The sequence below is a fragment of the Roseiflexus castenholzii DSM 13941 genome, assembly GCF_000017805.1.
Lineage (GTDB): Bacteria > Chloroflexota > Chloroflexia > Chloroflexales > Roseiflexaceae > Roseiflexus > Roseiflexus castenholzii.
This window is the reverse complement of the sequence record NC_009767.1, coordinates 4,557,353-4,577,890: the sequence shown is the minus strand read 5'-3', so window position 1 is coordinate 4,577,890 and position 20,538 is coordinate 4,557,353. Positions and strand designations below refer to the sequence as shown.

The 20,538-nt window shown below is 57.6% G+C and carries 19 protein-coding genes; 18 read left to right on the top strand and 1 reads right to left on the bottom strand.

The window, feature by feature from the left end; all coding sequences use genetic code 11:
* Positions 1 to 8 precede the first annotated feature (8 nt).
* Both RCAS_RS18150 and RCAS_RS18145 read left to right on the top strand, forming a co-directional pair.
* Complete coding sequence (locus RCAS_RS18150) at positions 9 to 908, top strand: hypothetical protein (RefSeq protein ID WP_012121983.1); 900 nt, start codon at positions 9 to 11, stop codon at positions 906 to 908.
* A gap of 16 nt (positions 909 to 924) precedes the next feature.
* Positions 925 to 1,779: a hypothetical protein gene (locus RCAS_RS18145; RefSeq protein ID WP_012121982.1), complete on the top strand. Its 855-nt coding sequence runs from the start codon at positions 925 to 927 to the stop codon at positions 1,777 to 1,779.
* Positions 1,780 to 1,793: 14 nt separating this feature from the next.
* Here the strand turns inward: RCAS_RS18145 and RCAS_RS18140 are convergent, their stop codons facing one another.
* The gene (locus RCAS_RS18140; RefSeq protein WP_012121981.1) at positions 1,794 to 2,534 is read right to left on the bottom strand and encodes a GntR family transcriptional regulator; all 741 of its coding nucleotides are present in this window, start codon (positions 2,532 to 2,534) and stop codon (positions 1,794 to 1,796) included.
* A gap of 100 nt (positions 2,535 to 2,634) precedes the next feature.
* Between RCAS_RS18140 and RCAS_RS24180 the strand changes: the two genes are divergently transcribed.
* The 16 genes from RCAS_RS24180 to RCAS_RS18055 all read left to right on the top strand — a co-directional run bounded on the left by RCAS_RS24180 (position 2,635) and on the right by RCAS_RS18055 (position 20,370).
* Positions 2,635 to 3,315, top strand: coding sequence for a nuclear transport factor 2 family protein (locus RCAS_RS24180; RefSeq protein WP_012121980.1), 681 nt, complete (start codon positions 2,635 to 2,637; stop codon positions 3,313 to 3,315).
* 7 nt (positions 3,316 to 3,322) lie between these two features.
* Positions 3,323 to 3,775: a YybH family protein gene (locus tag RCAS_RS18130; RefSeq protein WP_198135954.1), complete on the top strand. Its 453-nt coding sequence runs from the start codon at positions 3,323 to 3,325 to the stop codon at positions 3,773 to 3,775.
* Positions 3,776 to 3,945: 170 nt separating this feature from the next.
* On the top strand, positions 3,946 to 4,977 hold the full coding sequence (locus tag RCAS_RS18125; RefSeq protein WP_041331056.1) for a nitrilase-related carbon-nitrogen hydrolase: 1,032 nt from the start codon (positions 3,946 to 3,948) through the stop codon (positions 4,975 to 4,977).
* Positions 4,977 to 6,401, top strand: coding sequence for an aldehyde dehydrogenase family protein (locus RCAS_RS18120; protein ID WP_012121977.1), 1,425 nt, complete (start codon positions 4,977 to 4,979; stop codon positions 6,399 to 6,401). The genes RCAS_RS18125 and RCAS_RS18120 overlap by 1 nt, the downstream gene beginning before the upstream one ends.
* On the top strand, positions 6,401 to 6,841 hold the full coding sequence (locus tag RCAS_RS18115) for a hypothetical protein (RefSeq protein ID WP_012121976.1): 441 nt from the start codon (positions 6,401 to 6,403) through the stop codon (positions 6,839 to 6,841). The genes RCAS_RS18120 and RCAS_RS18115 overlap by 1 nt, the downstream gene beginning before the upstream one ends.
* A gap of 49 nt (positions 6,842 to 6,890) precedes the next feature.
* Complete coding sequence (locus RCAS_RS18110; RefSeq protein ID WP_012121975.1) at positions 6,891 to 7,655, top strand: DUF4437 domain-containing protein; 765 nt, start codon at positions 6,891 to 6,893, stop codon at positions 7,653 to 7,655.
* Between the two features lie 43 nt (positions 7,656 to 7,698).
* Positions 7,699 to 9,045, top strand: coding sequence for an ABC transporter substrate-binding protein (locus tag RCAS_RS18100; protein WP_012121974.1), 1,347 nt, complete (start codon positions 7,699 to 7,701; stop codon positions 9,043 to 9,045).
* Between the two features lie 111 nt (positions 9,046 to 9,156).
* Complete coding sequence (locus RCAS_RS18095) at positions 9,157 to 10,032, top strand: branched-chain amino acid ABC transporter permease (protein WP_012121973.1); 876 nt, start codon at positions 9,157 to 9,159, stop codon at positions 10,030 to 10,032.
* A gap of 13 nt (positions 10,033 to 10,045) precedes the next feature.
* Entirely contained in the window at positions 10,046 to 11,896 is a 1,851-nt protein-coding gene (locus RCAS_RS18090; RefSeq protein WP_012121972.1) for a branched-chain amino acid ABC transporter ATP-binding protein/permease, read from the top strand.
* A 26-nt stretch (positions 11,897 to 11,922) separates the two neighbouring features.
* The gene (locus RCAS_RS18085) at positions 11,923 to 12,633 is read left to right on the top strand and encodes an ABC transporter ATP-binding protein (RefSeq protein ID WP_012121971.1); all 711 of its coding nucleotides are present in this window, start codon (positions 11,923 to 11,925) and stop codon (positions 12,631 to 12,633) included.
* A 2-nt stretch (positions 12,634 to 12,635) separates the two neighbouring features.
* Entirely contained in the window at positions 12,636 to 13,082 is a 447-nt protein-coding gene (locus tag RCAS_RS18080) for a nuclear transport factor 2 family protein (protein ID WP_012121970.1), read from the top strand.
* 349 nt (positions 13,083 to 13,431) lie between these two features.
* Complete coding sequence (locus tag RCAS_RS18075) at positions 13,432 to 14,130, top strand: GntR family transcriptional regulator (protein WP_232280059.1); 699 nt, start codon at positions 13,432 to 13,434, stop codon at positions 14,128 to 14,130.
* A gap of 5 nt (positions 14,131 to 14,135) precedes the next feature.
* Positions 14,136 to 15,344 carry a CaiB/BaiF CoA transferase family protein gene (locus RCAS_RS18070; protein WP_012121968.1) on the top strand — a complete coding sequence of 403 codons (1,209 nt, stop codon included), beginning with the start codon at positions 14,136 to 14,138 and terminating at the stop codon, positions 15,342 to 15,344.
* The gene (locus tag RCAS_RS18065) at positions 15,344 to 16,297 is read left to right on the top strand and encodes a hydroxymethylglutaryl-CoA lyase (RefSeq protein ID WP_012121967.1); all 954 of its coding nucleotides are present in this window, start codon (positions 15,344 to 15,346) and stop codon (positions 16,295 to 16,297) included. Before RCAS_RS18070 ends, RCAS_RS18065 begins: the two co-directional genes overlap by 1 nt.
* Before the next feature lie 45 nt (positions 16,298 to 16,342).
* Positions 16,343 to 18,388 carry a hydantoinase/oxoprolinase family protein gene (locus RCAS_RS18060; RefSeq protein WP_012121966.1) on the top strand — a complete coding sequence of 682 codons (2,046 nt, stop codon included), beginning with the start codon at positions 16,343 to 16,345 and terminating at the stop codon, positions 18,386 to 18,388.
* 44 nt (positions 18,389 to 18,432) lie between these two features.
* Positions 18,433 to 20,370, top strand: a complete 1,938-nt coding sequence (locus RCAS_RS18055; protein WP_012121965.1) for a hydantoinase B/oxoprolinase family protein — start codon at positions 18,433 to 18,435, stop codon at positions 20,368 to 20,370.
* Positions 20,371 to 20,538: the final 168 nt, after the last annotated feature.

The window sequence follows — 20,538 nt, the reverse complement described above, 5'->3', positions numbered from 1 at the left end:
AACGGGCTATGCAGAGTTTTCAGCAGGGGATCGGACAATGGTCGGGCAGCGCCGAGGTTTTCGACGGATCGGGTCGCTTCCTCGGCAACGGTGTCGATATGCGCCATGTGCAGCGCCTCGATGAGAACCGTGTTCAAATCGATGTCGCCTTCATTGGTCCCTTCAAACACGTCGGAACGTACTCCATCAGCGACCATGGGGATTACCGCCGGTACCTTGGGCCGGCTAATGTGGGGTATGCCGAAGTCATTGATAGGAATATCGTAGACGCGAACGCTTACTGGCCAGCACTTGGGCTAAGCCAGCGGTTCGTGCTTTTCATCTTACCGGACGGCAATACGCAACTCTCGTTGGCTTTGATGAGTCGTGGTGAGCAGATGCTCTATACAGTGGTTGGCCAACATGAGCGGATGACCGCTGGCCATCCCCTCATACCGGCGTTAGTTAGTGGGACATCGCACGATCTGGCTGCCGACCCAACCGCCGGTCGCGGCGCCATCCTGCTCCACCGCGCCGGCACATGGCGCGGCACGCTCACTGCGCGCGACCAATCTCGGCAACTGATCGGTGCGAGCGAGGTTGTTGAACAGGTGCAGCCACGGGCCGACGGGTTGCACATGGTATGGAGCGGCGGTATCGTTCATCCAGAACCGGTGAGCTGCGATCTGCACACCGATGGTTACCTCGCGTGGTCGCTCCAGGATCAGGCATTGGCCGGCAGCTACAGTCTGAGCGGCGGACGCGCCCGCAGCGGCTGCTTGCACATCCTGTCCAGCGGCTTGCGGTGTTGGCTCCGCGAGGTCGTTCTGCACGATGGCAGCGCCAAAGCGGTATTGCGTTATTGGTATCGCGGCAGCGAACGGATCGGCATCGAATACGGCTTCTTATCATTTACGCCATCATCGTAATCGTAATGGCACGCACATGGGATCGTCAGATCAATTTGTCGGTGATTGGCTCGTCAGCGAGTACGTGTACTCGTCTGATGGGCAAGCGATTGGCATCGTTCGCCAGCGTCGCACCTTGCAGCTCCTCACTGAGGGGCGGATTCGAGTGTTTCAGCAGTGCGACCCTGGTCCGACTTTTCATACGCATCCTATGGCGGATTTTGCCGGTGAATGGGTCTTTGATCTGAGCATCGATGGGCGATTACGTCGCTACCTTGGTCCTGATGTGATCGGACACGGTGAAACATGGGGCGATGGACTCCTGATAGGGCGCGGATGCTGGCCCCGATTTGGCAAGCTGTTCCGTTCTTTCTCGCTGTTCGTGACCCCAGAGCGCCAGCTCACCGGAGGGCGCTTTTTTGTTGGACCGGCGCCGATTGCTTGCATTGTCGGCGTAGCCATCCCGACTGCCGCCCAGAGCGACTGGCCGGTGCTCCCAGATAGACCAGCCGAAACTATTGCGACCGATTGGTATGGCCAGACGCAGCACCTGTCGCCAGATGGCGCGGTGATGGCGACCATGCCGCTCACGCGCAGGTATTGTTTGCCGTACATCACCGAAACAACACCGGCCGGCGACATGACGCTACGCTTTGATTCCGAGGGGCGCACGGCGCAGATAAGCGGCGATGGCAGCGGTTTCGTATGGCGGATCGGGGCGTTGATGGAAGGAGAGATATTTGCGGCGCCTGAACAGAGTATGCACTTTGTGGAAATTTGCGATGGCGCTACTGAGACGATCAACGGCTGGCGACAGTATTATCGCGCCGGTCGCTTAGAACGAGTAGAGACATTCCGTCTGTACGTTCACCGTCATAGCGCGTGTCGTTAACGGCTGCGTCAAGGCTATTCTGCATTCGGCAGAATGATTTGATACTTAAACTGATTGCCGCAGTAGAGCGCTTCCATGAGTTCGATCGGTATCCCATCGCTGTCGCACAACAGACGCTGGATTAACAGCAATGGTTCGCCTTCACTGATGCCGAGCAATTCAGCTTCGGCGGCCTCAGCAGCAATCGCTTCGATGGTACGGATGGTATGTCCACGCGCTACTGCCGGCAAGTGTCGTAAATAGGCCAGCGAGTCCCCCTCTTGTAACGCGTCGTGATTGATCTGTCCGGCGATACCGGGGGGCAGCCACACCTGGTGGTATCCAATCGGTTGGTCGCTGGCCAAACGCAACCGGCGAATATACAGGGCTTGGGTATCGGGTTCGATCTGCAATAGATGCTGCACCTCGTAAGGCGGCGTTGTCCATTCAAGGCTCAGCACTCGCCAGCCGGGGCGCAACCCACGATCGATCATTAAGCGCACAAGCCCCTGTGGCTTTTGCGGCGTGTGGGTCAACTTATTCTGGACGATAAATGTGCCTCGTCCACGTTGACGCACCAAACGTCCCTCGATGACCAGCTCGCTCAATGCCTGCCGCACCGTCGTGCGGCTCAACCCATACGTATCTTGCAATTCCTGTTCGCTGGGGATTGGTTGACCGGGATCCCATTCGTTATGCTCAATCTTCTCAATGATGATCTGCTTGAGCTGAAAGTAGAGCGGCACCGGCGAGGCGCGGTCAAGAGTATTCGTCATATGCCTGATCGATCCTTTTGCAATTGCTGAATCCACGCTCAATTAATTTGTTATAATGTTATTACATATTCTGCCAGAGATCAAGTCAAAGGAGCGCACAATGGTAGATGAGCAACCGCTCTTGGTGTTCGTTCAGAGCCGACTCAATCCCGACGCTGATGACCTCTTCACCGAATATCTGGCAAAATCGCGGTCTGTGATGGAAGAGTACGGGATCGAGGTGATCGCTTCCGGCGCCGGGATCGAACATCCGCAAGCACATGACGTATGGCCGCGCAACAGTCTCTTGCGCTATCCCTCCTTCGATGCATTTCAGCGCTACCTCGCCGACCCTCGCTATTCAGAGTTAAGAGCCATTCGCGAACGCGCGTATGCAGCCAATCGGGTGAGCATGTTTACTCCCCTGTCACCCGATCCGCGCAACGTGGCTATGCGCGCTTTCCAGCACTTCTGCACCGGTCTCGCTTCTGGGCAATGGGAGCCATTCCTTGCGATGCTGAGCGATGATTTTAGTTTCTGGTTTCCGCGTGGCAAGTACAAGGGTCTCAACGTCGGTAAAGATCGCGCTCGCGAGTTCTTTACCTATGTCTCGTCGGTCTTCTCCGAAGGATTGTCGGTCACGCTTGATCGCGTTGTCGGCAGCGGTTCGACCTATATTTTCGAGTTTCGTGATGAAGGCAAACTCCGTGGTCAGCCATACACCAATCGGGTCGCTCTTGCACTTGATGTGCGCGGTCGCCAGATCTGCGCCTACCGTGAATATTTCGGCTTAGATGTGTAGGCGTGCCATGGACCCGGTACAAGCCCTTACCGCGTTTTTTGACGCCATTGTCTCCGGTTGCCTCGAGGAAGTGACCGCCATGTATCGTCCTGGCTCAACGACCTATGTTTTCGTAGAGGGTCCGCGCTGGAGTACACGGGGGTATGAGCAGGTTGCCGCAGGCTGGCGCGCTTATCTGAACTCGCCAATTCGCATCACCCATTGGCAATGGAGCGAAGGTCCGCTCAGTGAGGTATGGAGCGATAGCGCCTTCATCGCCGGTCTGCTTGATCTACACGTCTGTATTGGTGAAACAAGCCGTACCGTGCGCTTGCGCGCTACGTTTGTGCTCCATCGCGATCCGGACAACCAATGGCAAATTGTCCACGAGCATGTCTCACAACCGATGGTCGATCCCTATGGAATTGGCGATTGGCTGGAGATAGCCAACGATGCATCGAGTAATGGCCCTCTTGCATAACAATCGATCATGATGTTATAATGTTATAACATCTAAAGCCGTACCCAATGACCATGAACCAACAGGCTTGATGCAACGATTGCGCTGCGCCGCCGAAACAGGCGGTGGCGGCACACTTCATATCGTTCACGCTCTCGTATGGTTATGACTCATTGCAAGAAGAGCATCGCATGAGCCAGTTTGATTCGTATCGCGCGCTGGCGCTGCAAGTTACCTGCCATGCTGTTAACGCCCTGAACAATCGGGTGGCTGTCCGTGAGCAGATGTTGGCGACTATTGTGCGGCTGCGTGAACAGATACGCGCCAGTATCGCCTTTATCGGCAATGATGTGCGGCTCGTGGTTTTGCCCGAATATTTCCTGACCGGCTTTCCGTTGGGTGAAAGCATCGCTGTATGGTCGGAAAAAGCCGCGATTGATCCGGATGGTCCCGAATATGCTGCACTTGGTCAGATTGCGTGTGATCTGCAAATCTTTCTTGCCGGTAATTGCTATGAACGTGATCCGCACTTTCCCGGTCTCTATTTTCAGGTGAGCTTTGTCATTGACCCTTCCGGTCAGTGTGTGCTGCGCTACCGACGCTTAAACTCGATGTTTGCGCCGACGCCGCACGATGTGTGGGATCGATTTTGCCAAATGTACGGTCCTGATGCGCTCTTCCCGGTCGCCGACACTGCAATCGGGCGGTTGGCCTGCATCGCCTCAGAAGAGATTCTCTTCCCCGAAGTTGCGCGTTGTCTTGCGATGCGTGGCGCCGAAGTATTTCTCCATTCATCTTCGGAAGTGAGCAGCCCGGAATTAACCCCGAAGCACATCGCCAAACGAGCGCGCGCGTTAGAAAATCTGGCCTATGTCATTTCGGCGAACTCTGCCGGTATTAGTGGCATTCCAATCCCTGCTGCCTCGGTTGAGGGCGGTTCGCAGATTGTTGATTACACAGGGCGCGTGTTAGTCGAAGCCGGCCAGGGCGAGAGCATGGCGGCCCACGCTGAGATCGATCTTGCCGCGCTCCGGCGCTACCGTCGTCGCCCTGGCATGAACAACCTGCTGAGTCGTCAACGGTTTGATCTGTATGCCAGCAGTTATGCGACTGCCGGCTTTTACCCGCCGAATACGTTGTTGACCGGTGTTGCGGAACGGCAACATTTTCTGCGTGTGCAACAAGAGACGATTGAGCGCCTGGCGCAGAAGGGGATAATTTGATGGCGCTTGTTTCTGTTCGTAATCCGCGCACCGGGCAGTACGATTATCAGTTTCTCCCTCCCAGGCGCGACGAGTTAGCAGATGTGTGTCGCCGCCTCCGTGATGCGCAACCGGCATGGGAAGCGCTGGGGATTGATGCCCGTGTTGCCGTTCTTGATGATTGGCGCCGCGCGCTGGCAGCACATCGCAGCGACATTATCACGGCGTTGATCGCCGATACGGGACGCTATTACGAAAGTGTGCTCGAGTTCGAGTCGGTCGTGTCGAGTATCGAACGCTGGCGACGGCTGGCTCCCGATCTCCTGCGCTATGGAGAAAGTCGCTCCAGCGCTCTTCCGTTTATTCGTCTGGAAGGCCGCCTTGTGCCGTACCCGCTTGTGGGAGTGATCAGCCCGTGGAACTTTCCTCTCTTACTGAGCCTGATCGATGCTTTACCCGCGCTCTTGACCGGCTGCGCGGCGCTGATTAAGCCCAGTGAAATCGCCCCTCGTTTTATCGAACCGTTGCAGCGCACCATCGCTGATGTGCCTGCGTTAAGCGACGTTTTGCAGTATGTCGCCGGCGATGGCGCTACCGGCGCTGCGATGATCGATCTGGTTGATCTGGTCTGCTTTACCGGCAGCGTACCAACCGGTCGGCGAGTGGCAGAAGCGGCGGCGCAGCGGTTTATCCCGGCTTTCCTCGAACTTGGCGGCAAGGACCCGGCCATTGTCCTGGCTGATGCCGACATCGAACGGGCCGCTGCTGCTATCTTGTGGGGAGGCATGGTTAATGCCGGTCAGTCGTGTCTCTCGATAGAGCGGGTGTATGTCGAAGCGCCGGTTTTCGCATCGTTTGTGGAAGCGCTTACCGACCAAGCACGGCGACTGCGCCTCGCATTTCCCGAACCGCAAAGCGGCGAGATTGGTCCAATCATTTCGGCGCGACAGGCTGATGTCATTGCCGATCATCTTGCCGATGCGTTTGCGCACGGCGCCGTTGCGCCGTGCGGCGGTGCGCTGGTTGAGTATGGTGGCGGCATCTATTGCTTGCCGACAGTGCTCACGAACGTCAATCATACGATGAAGGTGATGCGCGAAGAGACCTTTGCTCCGATCTTGCCGGTCATGCCGGTCGCCGATGCTGATGAGGCAGTCGCGTTGGCGAATGACAGCCATTTTGGTCTGAGCGCCGCAGTTTTCTCCGGCAACCTCGCCATGGCTCGCGCCATTGCCGCCCGTTTGCATGCCGGTGCGATCAGCATTAACGATGCGGCGCTCACTGCACTTATTCACGACGGTGAAAAACAGTCGTTCAAGTTCTCCGGACTTGGCGGCTCGCGCATGGGTCCAGCAGCACTGCACCGGTTTGCCCGCAAACAGGCGCTGCTGGTGAATACCAATTCAGGATACGATCCATGGTGGTTTCAAAGGGAGGCGCAGTAATGATTAAACAAGAGATGCCGGTATTAGCTCGCCACGAAGGCGTATGGGAAGGCGTCTACATCCACGTTGATGCGGATGGACATGAGATCGATCGCCATTACTGCCGGCTTGAACACTGTTTTCCCGACGAAGGACCGTACCCGTACTACCAGGTCAATACCTACCGCTGGACCGATGGTCGCGAAGAGGTAACACGCTACGATGCGCGCTATGCCGATAAGAAGATCTGGTTTGAGCATCCCCGCATCACCGGCTATGCGTGGGAGGTTGATCCACGCACGATTATCTTGACGTGGAGTTATAACCATGCCCCTGAACAGTATCTGTACGAGATTATTCATATTAGCGACGATAGCAAGCATCGCACCCGCACATGGCATTGGTATCGCAACGGTGAAGTGTTTAAGCGGACATTGATCAAGGAGCGACGGGTTGAGTAATTTCGCTTTGGAATGTCGTAACATTGTAACGTTTTGACCGGAATGAGCCATGCGCCCGCATATCGAGTTCATTCACGTTGACGATGTTCCCTGGCAACCGTGGCCATTCGGCTCGACAGGCGCCTGCACACGCACCCTCAGTTGCGATCCAGATACCGGTGCGACAACGCTGCTCGTGAGTCTGCCGGCAGGTTGGGCAGCGCCGGAAGGGTTTTTCACCGCCGATGTTGAATTCTACATTATGCAGGGTGAATTAGTATCCAACGGGTATCGGCTTGCGCGCCATACCTATGGCTTCTTGCCGGCAGGCGTGGTGTACGGACGCTTACAGGCCAGTTCACCCGTCACCCTGCTCTGGTTTACGCATGGTGAATCTCGCTTTGCGATCAGTGCGACCGATGCGCCGGGTGCACGCCGTCGCGGTCTCATTCACGCGATGGACAGTTCGGCGGCGCCCTGGAGCAACACGATCACTCCCGGTTTTCCCCCCGGAGCGATGCGAAAATCACTGCGCATCGATCCCGATACCGGCGCCGGTACATGGCTGCTCGGCGTGCTTCCTCAGTGGCGTGAGCCGCGTGTCGAGATCCATCCGGTGGCGGAAGAAGCGTTCATCATCTCTGGCGAGATGGTCACCGATCGCGGTGTCATGGTTGCCGGTTGCTACTTTTGGCGCCCGCCCCATATTCCCCATGGTCCGTTTGCAACCGAAACCGGCGTCTTGATTCTGTTTCGGACTGATGGTCATTTGCACACGTTCTACCGCTGGCCGGATCAACCGTCCGGGTCATCATCAGGTTCGCCAGGCTATTGAAGGCTCGTCATTCGTATCGTAGTTGGCAGAAGGAGTCATGATCATGGCACTGAATCGTCTCGGAATCAAGGTCATTACGCTGGTGCTGCTCACACTGCTCATTGTCGGTTGCGCTGGAGGGCGAGGTACAGGCGTCCAACCGACCGCCGCGCCATCGGCGCCGACCGCCGCGCCATCGGCGCCGACCGCTGCACCATCGGCGCCGACCGCCGCGCCGGTTCAACCGACCAATGCCCCGGCTGCGCCGACGGCGGCTCAGCCTGCTGGTGAACCGATCAAGATCGGCCTTGTGTCACCATTTAGCGGACCTCTTGGCATCCTTGGGCAATGGATGCAAGCCAGCGCTCAAACGGAAGTTGATCGCATTAATGCGGAGGGTGGATTGCTTGGCCGGCCGGTGATATTGATCAGCCGCGATGATGAACTCAATCCGGCCAAGACGGTCGAGATCGTGCGTGAGTTTATCGAGCGCGAGCAAGTGAGCATGATCATTGGGCCATCATTGACTGCTTTCGCACTGGCGACGAAAGACCTCGTCACCCAGAGTAAGACAATCCAATTCCTGCCGACAGTATCGGGTATGGCTGCCCTCGACAATGCCCCCTACACCTTTCGCACGCTCGAGTCGATCCAGCTGCAGATGACTGAGATCGCCCGCTACCTGGGTGCATCTGGGGCAACCAGGGTAGGTATGGTTGTGCTCGATGATGCGACCGGCGCTGAGTATATGGCATTACTGCCCGATGCGGTCAAGGCGGCTGGCATGACCTATGTCGGGCATGAACTCTTTCGCAATGACGATCAAGACCTGACGACTCAGGTGCTTAAGGTGCGTGAATTGGGCGCTGATGCGTTGGTCGTCGGCACCGGCAATAGTGCGCAGGCGGCCAAGGTCATTATTGCGGCGCGCCAGATCGGATGGAACGCAACCCTGATCGGCGTCTCCGGGCTTGAGAGCACCCTGCTTGGTCAATTGGTCGGTGATGCGCTCGACGGCGTTGTATTTGTCAACACCTTCCGCGGCTATCAGGCAGGTGTGCCGGCAGCCGAGATGCCGGCCGGCTATGCACGTCACGTCGCCTCCGTGTTGAAGTTGAACAGTATTCCGGAACCGGATCAACGTGATCTCAGCCGGGTTGGCATGTCTACTTCAACGGCGGATGCGATCTACATCTGGTCCGAGGCGGTGAAACGTGCCGGAACTCTTGATAGCGATGCGGTAAAGGCCGAGATTGAGCGCACGAACATCCCGGCTGACGAATCGCCATCAGGCGGAGATCTGACGATTTCGGCAGACAATCACGAAGCGTACCGTGAGGGATCGCTCTTCTTCTACCAATGGCGCAAGCTTGCGAATGGCCAGTTTCGCTACACGACCATCAACCGATAGTTCACGCAGCACATGCGGCGGTGTGGCGCACCATCGGCAGAGGCCGCAGACCGTGCGCCACACCGATCGGCACAAGACGCACGCAGCGGGCAATAGAGAGCAGGAGCGGATATGACCGTCTTTTGGCAGGCGCTGGCCAGCGGCATTGCTGTTGGTGTCGTCTATGCGTTGATTGCGCTCGGTTTCAACATCATCTTTCAAACCACTCGCATTATCAACTTCGCGCAGGGTGAATTTGTGATGATTGGCGCATTGGTTGGCTACACCCTGACAGTGGTGCTGGGCTGGCCGATCGTGCTGGCATTGGCAGGAGTAGCGTTGATATCGGCACTGGTCGGTATTGTAAGCGAACGATTGATTATGTTGCCGATTCAGCGCTCATCGTACCGCTATAGCTGGATTATCACCACTCTGGCAGTGGCTATTATCTTCCGTAACCTGATGGGCGCCGAATGGCTCTACGGTCGTGAAGACTATCGTGTGCCGCCGCTCATACCCGGCGTATTCTTTGTCGGACCGGCAGTTGTCGCTTACCAGCAGGTTATTATTCTCGTGATTGCAGTCATATTATTGATCCTGATCGAGGTGTTCTACCGGCGAACCTTCTTTGGTAAGGCCATTCGGGCGACCGCGTTCAACTACAATATTGCCGGATTAATGGGGATTCCCGTGCCGATGATGATCCGGCTCAGCTTTGCTCTCAGCGCCGTTCTCAGCGGTATCGCCGGCGTGTTGGTCGCGCCGCTGATCTTCGCCAATGTCAGCATGGGCATCCTGATTGGGCTTAAAGGGTTTGTGGCCATCATCCTTGGCGGGCTGGGCAGCCCGCGCGGCGCAGTCATTGGTGGGCTGATCGTTGGTCTGCTCGACACCTCCGTCCGCGCATTAGCCCCTGAAGGGTGGGGAAACTTTATCGTCTTCGGCGTACTTGCGCTGGTCTTGCTGATCCGGCCAACCGGACTGTTTGGCAAACCTGGCGCGCATTGAAGGAGTGTGCAGTATGCTTGCTCATGTGCGCGAACGGATCTGGATCATCGCGCTCTGTGGATCGGCGCTGATCTTTCCGCTCATCTTTCCATCAACCGAGCGCAACTTCTGGACCTATTATAGCGCCACAATCGGTGTCACCATTCTGCTCGCTTCAGCGCTCAATCTGTCGTTGGGATATACCGGTCTCTTTTCAATGGCGCATAGTGCACTGTATGCTGTTGCCGCGTATACCTCAGCCGTGTTGGTGACACGCGCCGGATGGCCGTTTTGGCTCTCGCTGCCGGTGGCTGTCTGCCTTACCGCGCTGGTCGGAGCATTAATGGCAGTGACGACATTGCGGGCCTCGAACCTTTATTTCGCTGTGATTACGTTGGCCTTTGCTCTGCTTATCCAAGAACTGGCCCGTGTTTGGACGCCGATCACCGGCGGGCTGTTCGGCTTACACAGTGTGCCACGTCCGTCATTCGGCGATCAACCGATGAGCCTGGCGACATATTTCTTTTTCATCTGGTTCATGGTGGGCATCGCTCTCTGGGGATTGGCAAATATTGTCGATTCGCGTTACGGACGCGCCTTTCGTGCTCTTAAGTTGCGTGAAGAGGCGGCTGCGGCTTTAGGGGTCGCCCCTTTACGCTACAAATTGATCGCTTTCAGCTTGAGTGCGGCGCTGGCAGGGGTCGCCGGCGTGTTATTCGTGCATCTTGCCGGTTTTGTCGCCCCTGAGATTGCCGGTCTCGACGCCGGATTATTGCTCTTCGTCAGCGTTTTCATTGGCGGCGTCGGAACCCTTACCGGACCGGTGATCGGCGTCCTCTTTGCCAGCGGATTGCAACAGGCGATTGGCAATACACTCGATGCCGCTTATCAACAGTTGATCTTCGGCGCCGTGATGTTGTTGACCATGCTGGTATTGCCTGCCGGTCTGATCGGAACGCTGCGCGCGTGGCAAGCCCGACGCGCCGCCCGCGCTATCTCGGTTACGGAGCCGTCTACGCCTGAACGACTGCTTGATGCCGATGTCATTCGCCAGATTATTGGCTTTGAAGAGATGGTTGTAACCGATACCACCCCACTACTCAGCGCGCGCGGCGTCGTCAAATCGTTTGGCGGGTTGCAAGCGCTTAAGGGGGTTGATCTTGACATCACTCCCGGCACCATCCACGGCTTGATCGGCCCGAATGGTTCTGGAAAATCCACACTGGTCGGGTGCCTGACGGCGTACCATCGTTGCGATCAAGGAACGATCCGATACGCAGAGGCGCCTTTGCCGAAGCAGATGCATCAAGTGGCTGCTGCTGGGATTGTGCGCGTGTTCCAGACCCCGCACCTGTTCGGCGATATGAGTGTGCTTGACAACGTGCTGGCCGGATTTCATCTGCGCTCACGCCAGCGTTTCTTCGGTACGCTGCTCCAACTGCCTGCCGACCGTCAGGACGAGCAGACTCTACGCGATGCTGCATTGAAGTTGCTTGCGATTGCCGGCATGGCCGACAAGGCGCACCTGCTGGCCAGCCAGTTACCGCATGGCCAACAGCGGATGCTCGAAGTCATTCGCGCGCTGGCGATGCGTCCGCGTCTTCTCATTCTCGATGAACCGGCTACCGGTCTGGTCGCGCAAGAGATTCAGGCTTTGGCGACATTACTGTTACGCTTACGTGAAATTGGTCTGACCATTCTGCTCATTGAGCACAACATGTCGTTTGTCATGGGTATATGTGATCGAGTCACTGTTTTGGAAGAGGGGAGCAAAATCGCCGATGGCGTGCCGCACGATGTGCAACGCGATCCCGAGGTTATTCTGGCATATCTTGGTGAAAGCGCTGAACAGGCGCACCTGAATCTGCCGGCGCCGGTGGAATGATGCTTGAACGATCAGAGGAGAGCGCTATGCTTGAGCTGGAAATGGTCAGTGCCGGTTATGGCGCGGTTGTGGCAGTGCGTGACATCACGCTGCACATCAATCGCGGTGAGTTTGTCACTCTGATTGGCAGCAACGGCGCCGGCAAGAGTACGATTCTGCGCACGATTTCGGGCTTGATCAAACCGAGGCAGGGGACTATCCGCTTTGAAGGCAAGCGCATTGATGGTTTGGCGCCACACTCAATTGTGCGCGCTGGCATTGCGCACGTGCCTGAAGGCCGGCATGTCTTCCCCGATCTGTCGGTAGCCGAGAATCTCGAAATGGGTGGATTTATTTGGCGGCGCGAACCGGCCCAATTTCGTGAAGCGCTTGATCTCGTCTACAGTATGTTTCCCAAATTGGCTCAACGGCGTGCGCAAATGGCAGGAACATTGAGCGGCGGCGAACAGCAGATGCTTGCTGTTGGCCGCGCTTTGATGTCCCGACCTCGCCTGCTCTTGCTCGATGAACCATCGCTCGGACTTGCACCGAAGATCGTGCTCGAAATGTTCAATCTCTTTGCCCACCTGCATCGAACAACCGGTTTGACCATTCTGCTGGTCGAGCAACTGGCCGCACTGACGCTTGAATACACTCAACGCGGTTATGTGCTCGAACGCGGCGAGATTAAGTTGTCGGACAGCAGCGCAGCACTGCGCTCGAATCCGCGTGTGCAACAAATCTACCTGGGAGCATAACGATGATCAGTGTACCGACAGAATGGCATCATCTCTTGTCCGAGTTTTGCCAGGCGTGGCGCACACACGACCAAGACCGGCTCACCGCACTGTGGGACGACAGCTACCCCGATCTCATCTATATCGCCGAAGAGCGGCGCCATCCGATCATCGGCTGGGAGGCCATTTGCAGCTACTATCGTGAGACGCTGGCGCTCATGGAGTGGATGAATGTCAAAATTAAGCCTATTCGATGCAGTGCTCTTGGTGAAGTTATGTGGCTGATCGGCAAGGGTACATGGGCTGGACAAAACCGTACCCGCTCTTTTATCTCTGGCGGTTTTTCGACTGTTTGCTTCCTCGCGCGGAAACGAGAAGATCGGTTGCGCCTGATTCAATACATCGAGGCGCCACTTAACGCGCGCTACGCGCGACCGGTGCGCTACAAGGCAACTGACCCCTCATCGTAGCCATATCGGCGATCCTTTTGTCCGTCGCAGCGATTTCCGTATGAGACCACGGAACATCAGGTAGAACTTCTAAGCATCTTGTGACGCGCTGCCGGTGAGTGGGGTGACGCACAAGCCAGTACGCGCATCCCACTTGCGCATTCATTCGCTCCCCTTTTTCCCTTCGTTTATCCGTTCCCCTTGGTTGACACTCTCCTTGACATCCCATGCCTCCACTGCTATATTGTATACAATCTTTAGCAATAACCGATAGACACATCGGTATAACCACGTTTTGATCCTTACGGATAAGCGCCATATCAGGCTTCTCTGTGGCGTTCTGCTATACATTGAAATGGCGACGGATAAATTGTATACAACAAGCGACTCGTCATCTGCCGATCAGGTCTACCAGAGTCTGCGTCGCCTGCTGATCGAAGGCTTCTACCCGCCTGGCACACGACTGGTCGAAGAACGGCTGGCCCAAGACCTTGGCGTCAGCCGCACACCGGTGCGACAAGCGCTCGTGCGCGCCGCCGCCGAAGGGTTGGTGCAGATCTTTCCCAACCGTGGCGCAGTGGCCCGTAGTTTTACGGTTGATGATCTTCTAGAGATGTACGACCTCCGTGCCCTACTTGAGGGTCATGCCGCGTATCTGGCAGCCCAACGGATTTCGCCCGCACAGTTGGCCCGAATGGAAGCGGCTGCGACCGCGCTGGAAGAATCGCTCACCCGCACCTTTGAATGTCGCGAAGACGAGGTGCATTTTCTGGTCGAGCAGAATGCCATCTTTCATCAAACGATTGCCGAGGCCGCCGGCAATCAACGTCTGATCGCAATGCTCAACCAGATCGTGGCCGTGCCGCTACAGTTTCGGTCGTTTTATTGGTATCGCAGCGAAGAGCGCCGGATATCCAACTTTTTTCACCGCAGTATCCTCAATGCGCTCATGCTTGGTGATGGTGATCGCGCCCGCGCCATGATGCGCGAGCACATTTTCTACGGTCGAGATGTATTGTTACAGAGCCGACGCGCAGAACCCGAATCTGCTGCGTCCGGCGAGGAGTAAGGATCGTGAGCCGTCAACGTCCACCACGACCACTCGATGATATCCGTGTATTGGAACTGGGTGCGTTTTTGGCCGGGCCGTTCTGTGGCCAACTCCTGGCCGATTTCGGCGCCGAGGTGATTAAGGTCGAACCACCCGGCAAGGGTGATCCGATGCGTGAATGGGGCCGCCATCGCTACAAGGGGCGCACGTTGTGGTGGCCGATACTGGCTCGTAATAAGAAATCGATCACCATCGATCTGCGCACTCCTGAAGGGCAGGCACTGGTCAAACGGATCGTGCCCCACGTCGATATGGTGCTCGAAAACTTTCGCCCCGGTACGCTCGAAGCGTGGGGGTTGGGTTGGGAAGCATTGAGTGCATTGAATCCCGGCTTGATCATGATCCGTGTCAGCGGGTTTGGGCAGACCGGACCATACCGCGACAAAGCCGGCTTTGGTTCCATTGGCGAAGCAATGGGTGGCATTCGCGCGATCACCGGCTTCCCCGACCGCCCTCCCACTCGTATTGGGATCAGTATCGGCGATTCGCTGGCGGCGACGTTTGCTGCGCTCGGTGCGCTGGTGGCGTTGCATCAGCGCCAACGCAACGGGCAAGGGCAGGTGGTCGACATCGGTATCTACGAAGGGGTGCTTGCCTTGATGGAGAGTATGATCCCCGAATACCAACTGACGGGCCATATCCGTGAACGCACCGGCAATATTCTGCCCAATGTCGCTCCTTCCAATATCTATCCCACGGCCGACGGTGGATGGTTGGTGATCGGCGCCAACGCGGATACGATCTTCGCTCGACTGGCGCAGGCAATGGGGCAACCCGAATTGGCGACCGATCCCCGCTTCGCCACCCATAGTGCGCGTGGTGAGCATCAAGCCGAACTCGATGATCTGATCGCCGCATGGACGATCAAATACACCGCCGATCAGTTGCAAGCGATGATGGACGAGTATGGCGTCCCCGCCGGTCGCATCTACACCGCTAAAGAGATGCTGAGCGATCCCCATTTCATTGCCCGCCGCTCGATCATCGGCGTTCACGATCCCGAATTGGGTGAGATCAAGATGCAGAATGTGGCGCCGCACCTTTCGGCCACACCCGGCGGTATCGATTGGACCGGACCGGCGCTTGGTGCGCATAACCGTGAGGTGTTTGTCGATCTGCTTGGGCTGAGTGAGGATGAATTGGCGGCGTTGCAAGCGAAGCGGGTGATCTGATGGAAGCGGTCACGATTATTGATGTCGCCCCGCGCGATGGCCTGCAGAATGAGCCTGAGATTCTCGATCCGATAACACGGGTTGAACTGATCGAGCGCCTGCTCGCGGCTGGCGTGCCGCGGGTTGAGATCGGTTCGTTCGTCAATCCACGGCAGGTGCCGCAGATGGCCGGCGCCGGTGAGATTGCTCGCCTGCTCACCGAGCGAGGGCATCATCTGGCTGAGCGTACCACGAACGATGCGTTTCGCTTCACCGCACTTGTCCCTAATCAACGCGGCTACGAGTTAGCGGCTAATGCCGGTCTGCGTCACGTTCGTTTGGTACTGGCTGCCAGTGACGGGTTGAATCAGGCCAACTTCAAACGCACGACTGCCGAATCGCTAGCCGAGTTTAGTCAACTCGCCTTACGTATCTACCGGGACGGCCTTGCATTTGGCGTCGCCATCGGTGCGGCGTTTGGCTGTCCATTTGATGGCTACGTTTCCCCTGAACGGGTCATTTCAATTGCCGAACATGCCGCCGATCTCGGCGCCAACGAGATTATTTTCGCCGACACCACCGGTATGGCGGCGCCGACGCAGGTAGCAATGTTGTGCAAGCTGGCAATGCACCGGTTGCCGTATGTCACCCTCACAATCCATCTCCACAATACGCGCAATACCGGCTACGCCAACGCCTTTGCCGCATGGCAGGCCGGTATCCGTTCATTTGATGCGGCTTTGGGCGGGATCGGCGGCTGCCCCTTCGCCCCTCGTGCCGTCGGCAATATTGCCAGCGAGGATTTGGTTCATATGTTCAACGGTATCGGTGTACCCACCGGGATCGACCTGCCGACTCTTTTGCACACCTCTGATTGGCTGAGTACAACCCTCGGTCGACCACTACCGGCCCTCACCGGTAAGGCCGGCCCGATCTATACCTATGTCACTACGGCGACACATCACACGACCTAGCGGATTCTTCGGGGAGCGATTGGCTTAATAGGGAGGAATGGCGACATGAGTTACCGTATTGGAGTCGACGTCGGCGGTACCTTCACCGACCTCATGCTCTTCGACGAGGAGAGCGGGCGCTACTGGCGCCACAAGACCCCTTCTACACCACATGATCCGTCAGAGGCAGTGCTGGCCGGTATCGCGGCCATCTGCCAACAGGCCGGGATTGACCCCTCGCAAGTAGCCCAGATTATGCATGGTACGACCGTCGCGACGAACGTCATTCTTGAGGGCAAGGGAGCGCGCGTCGGTCTGATCACGACCGAAGGCTTCAAGCAAATTTTGCACCTTGCCCGCTCGCAGACGCCGGGGCCGTTGGCAGGCTGGATGATTATGATCAAGCCGGAACCACCGGCAACGCTGGCCGATACCCGCGAGGTATCCGAGCGCATGAGCGCACGCGGCGAGGTGGTGCGCCCGCTCGATGAGGCCCAAGCTGAAGCGGTTATTCGCGAGCTGGTCGATTCGGGGATCGAGTCGCTGACGATTTCGCTGATCAATTCGTATGCCAACCCCGACCACGAGCGCCGCCTCAAGGCGATCGCTCAGCACGTTGCTCCTCATCTGCCGGTGACAATTTCATACGATGTGTTGCCGGAGTTCCGCGAGTATGAGCGCACCCTCACCGCAACTATGAACGCTTATGTCAAACCAAAGGTCAAAACCTACGTTCACAACCTCGATCAGCACTTGTGCCAGCAAGGGGTGCAAGCCAAACTCAACATTCTCCGCTCGGACGCCGGCCTGATGACCGCCGAGACGACCGAGGAGAACCCGGTCTACACGCTGCTCTCCGGCCCGTCGGGCGGCGTGGCCGGCGCGTTGCACATCGCCATCCGTGCCGGGTATCCCAATATCTTGACCTTCGATATGGGTGGCACCTCAACCGATGTCTCGCTCTGTATGGGTGAACCGAACATTGCCCGTGAGACGGTGCTCGGCTATTTCCCGGTAAAAGTGCCCTCGGTTGATGTGCGCTCGGTTGGCGCCGGCGGCGGCTCCATAGCCCACGTGCCTACCCTCACTCGCGCCCTCCGAGTCGGCCCGCAAAGCGCCGGAGCAGTGCCCGGCCCGGCCTGCTATGGCAAAGGCGGTACCGAACCGACCGTTACCGATGCTAATCTGGTCTGCGGCTACCTACCGCCGCGAATACTCGGCGGAGCGATGCAGCTCGATGTGGCTGCCGCTAAAGCGGCGATACAGAAGATCGCCGATGCTACCGGTCTTGGTCTGATGGAGGCTGCTGAAGGCATTTTACGCATCGTTAACGAGAATATGTTCGGCGCACTCCGGTTGGTCAGCGTGCAACGCGGTTTCGACCCGCGTCAGTTTGCGTTGATGGCCTTCGGCGGAGCCGGCCCACTGCACGGCAATGCGCTGGCCGAATTGCTCGGCTGCTATCCGGTGATCGTACCACCCGCACCCGGCTTGCTCTGCGCGCTCGGCGATCTTAGTGCCGACTACCGCGACGAGTTTGCCCGCACCTACATCCGCACCGTCGATCGGGTTGAGCAAGAGGAGATGGTCGGTATGCTGCGTGAACTGGGCCGCGAAGCCCGCGCGATGCTGACCGAAGAGGCCATCCCGCTCGCCCGCCAAGAGATTCGGTATTTCGTCGATATGCGTTATTACCGCCAAGGCTACGAAATGCCGATTGCCATCAGCGAAACCGAGTTTGAGGGCGACCTCATCCCGCTGCTTGTGCAACGCTTTAACGAACTCCACGACCGTACCTACGGCTTCATGCTCGATAGCAATGTTGAGATTGTTAACCTGCGCGCAGTGGGCATTGGTCACGTGACGAAAGTGGAGTTGCCGGAGGCCGAACCGGGCGATCCCGATGCTAGTGTGGCCTACACCGGCGACCACCAAATCTACCGCCATGGTGAATGGATCACGGCCAAACTCTACGACCGCGGCAAACTGCGCCCCGGTATGCAGATCGAAGGGCCGGCTGTTATCACTGAAGTTGATAGCACGACAGTGGTGCTGCCCCACCACACCGCAACCGTCGATCGCTACTTCAACCTGTTGATCAATCGCAGCTAACCGCCGGTGCGGTCTTGCGCCAAGACGAATAGCGAGGAGCAACGATGGCAACCAATCTCAAAATCGCATCGATTCCCCAGATCGAGATCGATCCGGTCACGCTCGACATTATCGAAAACGCGCTCAAGAACACCCGCTACGAGATGGACGCCGTGCTCTACCGCACGGCGATGAGCCCGGTGATCCGCGAGCAGCACGACCAGTTTCCGATGATTACCGATCCGCACGGGCGGATGATCGTCGGCCAGTTCGGTTCGTATATCGCCGGCCTGCTCGACCATTGGAATCAGACGATCGAACCCGGCGATGTGATTTTACTCTCCGATCCGTATCTCTGTGGCGGCGCGATCAGCCACATCAACGACTTGCTGGTGATGCTGCCGATCTTCTACGGCGAGGGTGAGCATCGCGAACTGATCGGCTGGGCCAGCATGTTCGGCCATGCCCAAGATGTGGGTGGTCCATTGCCCGGCTCGCTGCCTACTAACGCCACCACCATCTTCGGCGAAGGGCTGCGCTTGCCACCGGTCAAGATTTACGAACGCGGCAAACTCAACCGAGCCGTGCTCGACATCATGCTCAACAACGTCCGCCAGCCTGAAATGAACCGCGCCGACCTGATGGCGATCATCGCCAGTTGCCGCACCGCCGAGAAGCGGGTGATCGAGCTGTGCGACCGCTTCGGCAAAGATGTCTATCTGGCAGCCACTCAAGCCCTGCTCGATCGCACCTATCGGGCGATGAAAGAGCTTATCGTGCGCAACTTGCCTGAAGAACCACAGTCGTTTGAAGACTACGTCGATGACGACGGTTTGGGCAATGGACCATTTAAGATGAAACTAACCATTTGGCGTGAAGGGCACGAAGCCTACTTTGACTGGACGGGTACCGACCCGCAGGCGATGGGGCCGATCAACTTCTACCTCAACGAGTCGATGTTCAAGATGTTCATCGGCGTCTACCTGATTATGGTTTTTGACCCACAAATCCTGTTCAACGACGGCTTCTACCCGCTGCTGCACGTCACCATGCCCAAAGGCAGTCTTATCCAGCCGGAGTTTCCGGCTGCACTGGGATGCCGCACCCATGCCCTCACCCGCCTCTTCGACGTGCTCGGCGGTGCGCTGGCCAAGCGGGCGCCGGAGTTTACCACCGCTGCTGGCTATGGCACCTCGCCCTACCTGCTCTATTCCGGCTACGACAAAGACGGCGAATTCTTCTATCTCATGGAGATCAACTACGGTGGTATTCCCGGTCGCCCGATTGGCGACGGAATGGACGGACACTCGTGGTGGCCGCTCTTCACCAACATCCCCACCGAATACCTTGAGAGCTACTACCCGATCCGGATCGAACGCTACACCAGCATCATGGACTCAGGCGGGGCCGGCTTCCACCGTGGCGGGAATGGTATCGAGAAGATCTACACCTTCCTCGAGCCGGGCGAAATCTCGATCCACGACGACCGCTGGTTAACACCGCCGTGGGGCAACGTCGGCGGTAAGCCGGGTAGTCGGTCAACGAAGATTCTTGTGCGTACCGATGGCACACGCAAGGTACTGCCCAGCAAGTGCGACCAAATTGCGGTTGAGCCAGGTGATCAATTGATTTACCGCACTGCCGGTGGCGGCGGTTGGAAAGACTCGCTCACCCGCCCGGCAGAAGCGGTGCAGCGTGATGTACGCTACGGGTTGGTCAGCCGTGAGAAGGCCCTGAATGACTACGGCGTCGTACTGATCGACACGTTAGACATCGACATGGCCGCTACCGAAGCCAAACGCGCCGAGCTGGCTGCTGCCCGTGGCGAAATCAAAGGCTTCGACTTCGGACCGCCGCTGGAAGAGTTGCTGGCCAATGCCGAAGTCGAGACCGGCCTGCCCGCGCCGCGCAAACCGCAACCGGTGCGGTGGGCCATGGCCCGTGCCGCCCGGCGCGAACGCATGGCCCAACCCGCCGAACAACGCGAGGTCACAGTAGACTAGCAGGAGCGCGGCATACCTCGACCACCCAACCCGGCACGACGTAGATAGGGGCGCAGCATGCCGCGCCCCCCTTACCCTAACAATTGAGAGGCGGACAGCACTTGTGATTGAGTACAACTGTTGATCGCTTTGCAATGACTCCCGGTTCGGCTCTGCACTCCCCTCTCC

Coding starts and splice junctions, on each gene's coding strand:
- RCAS_RS18145 (WP_012121982.1), top strand. CDS start 925: ATGGGATCGTCAGATCAATTTGTCGGTGATTGGCTCGTCAGCGAGTAC.
- RCAS_RS18100 (WP_012121974.1), top strand. CDS start 7,699: ATGGCACTGAATCGTCTCGGAATCAAGGTCATTACGCTGGTGCTGCTC.
- RCAS_RS24180 (WP_012121980.1), top strand. CDS start 2,635: ATGGTAGATGAGCAACCGCTCTTGGTGTTCGTTCAGAGCCGACTCAAT.
- RCAS_RS18140 (WP_012121981.1), bottom strand. CDS start 2,534: ATGACGAATACTCTTGACCGCGCCTCGCCGGTGCCGCTCTACTTTCAG.
- RCAS_RS18110 (WP_012121975.1), top strand. CDS start 6,891: ATGCGCCCGCATATCGAGTTCATTCACGTTGACGATGTTCCCTGGCAA.
- RCAS_RS18150 (WP_012121983.1), top strand. CDS start 9: ATGCAGAGTTTTCAGCAGGGGATCGGACAATGGTCGGGCAGCGCCGAG.
- RCAS_RS18120 (WP_012121977.1), top strand. CDS start 4,977: ATGGCGCTTGTTTCTGTTCGTAATCCGCGCACCGGGCAGTACGATTAT.
- RCAS_RS18065 (WP_012121967.1), top strand. CDS start 15,344: ATGGAAGCGGTCACGATTATTGATGTCGCCCCGCGCGATGGCCTGCAG.
- RCAS_RS18125 (WP_041331056.1), top strand. CDS start 3,946: ATGAGCCAGTTTGATTCGTATCGCGCGCTGGCGCTGCAAGTTACCTGC.
- RCAS_RS18130 (WP_198135954.1), top strand. CDS start 3,323: ATGGACCCGGTACAAGCCCTTACCGCGTTTTTTGACGCCATTGTCTCC.
- RCAS_RS18060 (WP_012121966.1), top strand. CDS start 16,343: ATGAGTTACCGTATTGGAGTCGACGTCGGCGGTACCTTCACCGACCTC.
- RCAS_RS18090 (WP_012121972.1), top strand. CDS start 10,046: ATGCTTGCTCATGTGCGCGAACGGATCTGGATCATCGCGCTCTGTGGA.
- RCAS_RS18085 (WP_012121971.1), top strand. CDS start 11,923: ATGCTTGAGCTGGAAATGGTCAGTGCCGGTTATGGCGCGGTTGTGGCA.
- RCAS_RS18095 (WP_012121973.1), top strand. CDS start 9,157: ATGACCGTCTTTTGGCAGGCGCTGGCCAGCGGCATTGCTGTTGGTGTC.
- RCAS_RS18115 (WP_012121976.1), top strand. CDS start 6,401: ATGATTAAACAAGAGATGCCGGTATTAGCTCGCCACGAAGGCGTATGG.
- RCAS_RS18080 (WP_012121970.1), top strand. CDS start 12,636: ATGATCAGTGTACCGACAGAATGGCATCATCTCTTGTCCGAGTTTTGC.
- RCAS_RS18055 (WP_012121965.1), top strand. CDS start 18,433: ATGGCAACCAATCTCAAAATCGCATCGATTCCCCAGATCGAGATCGAT.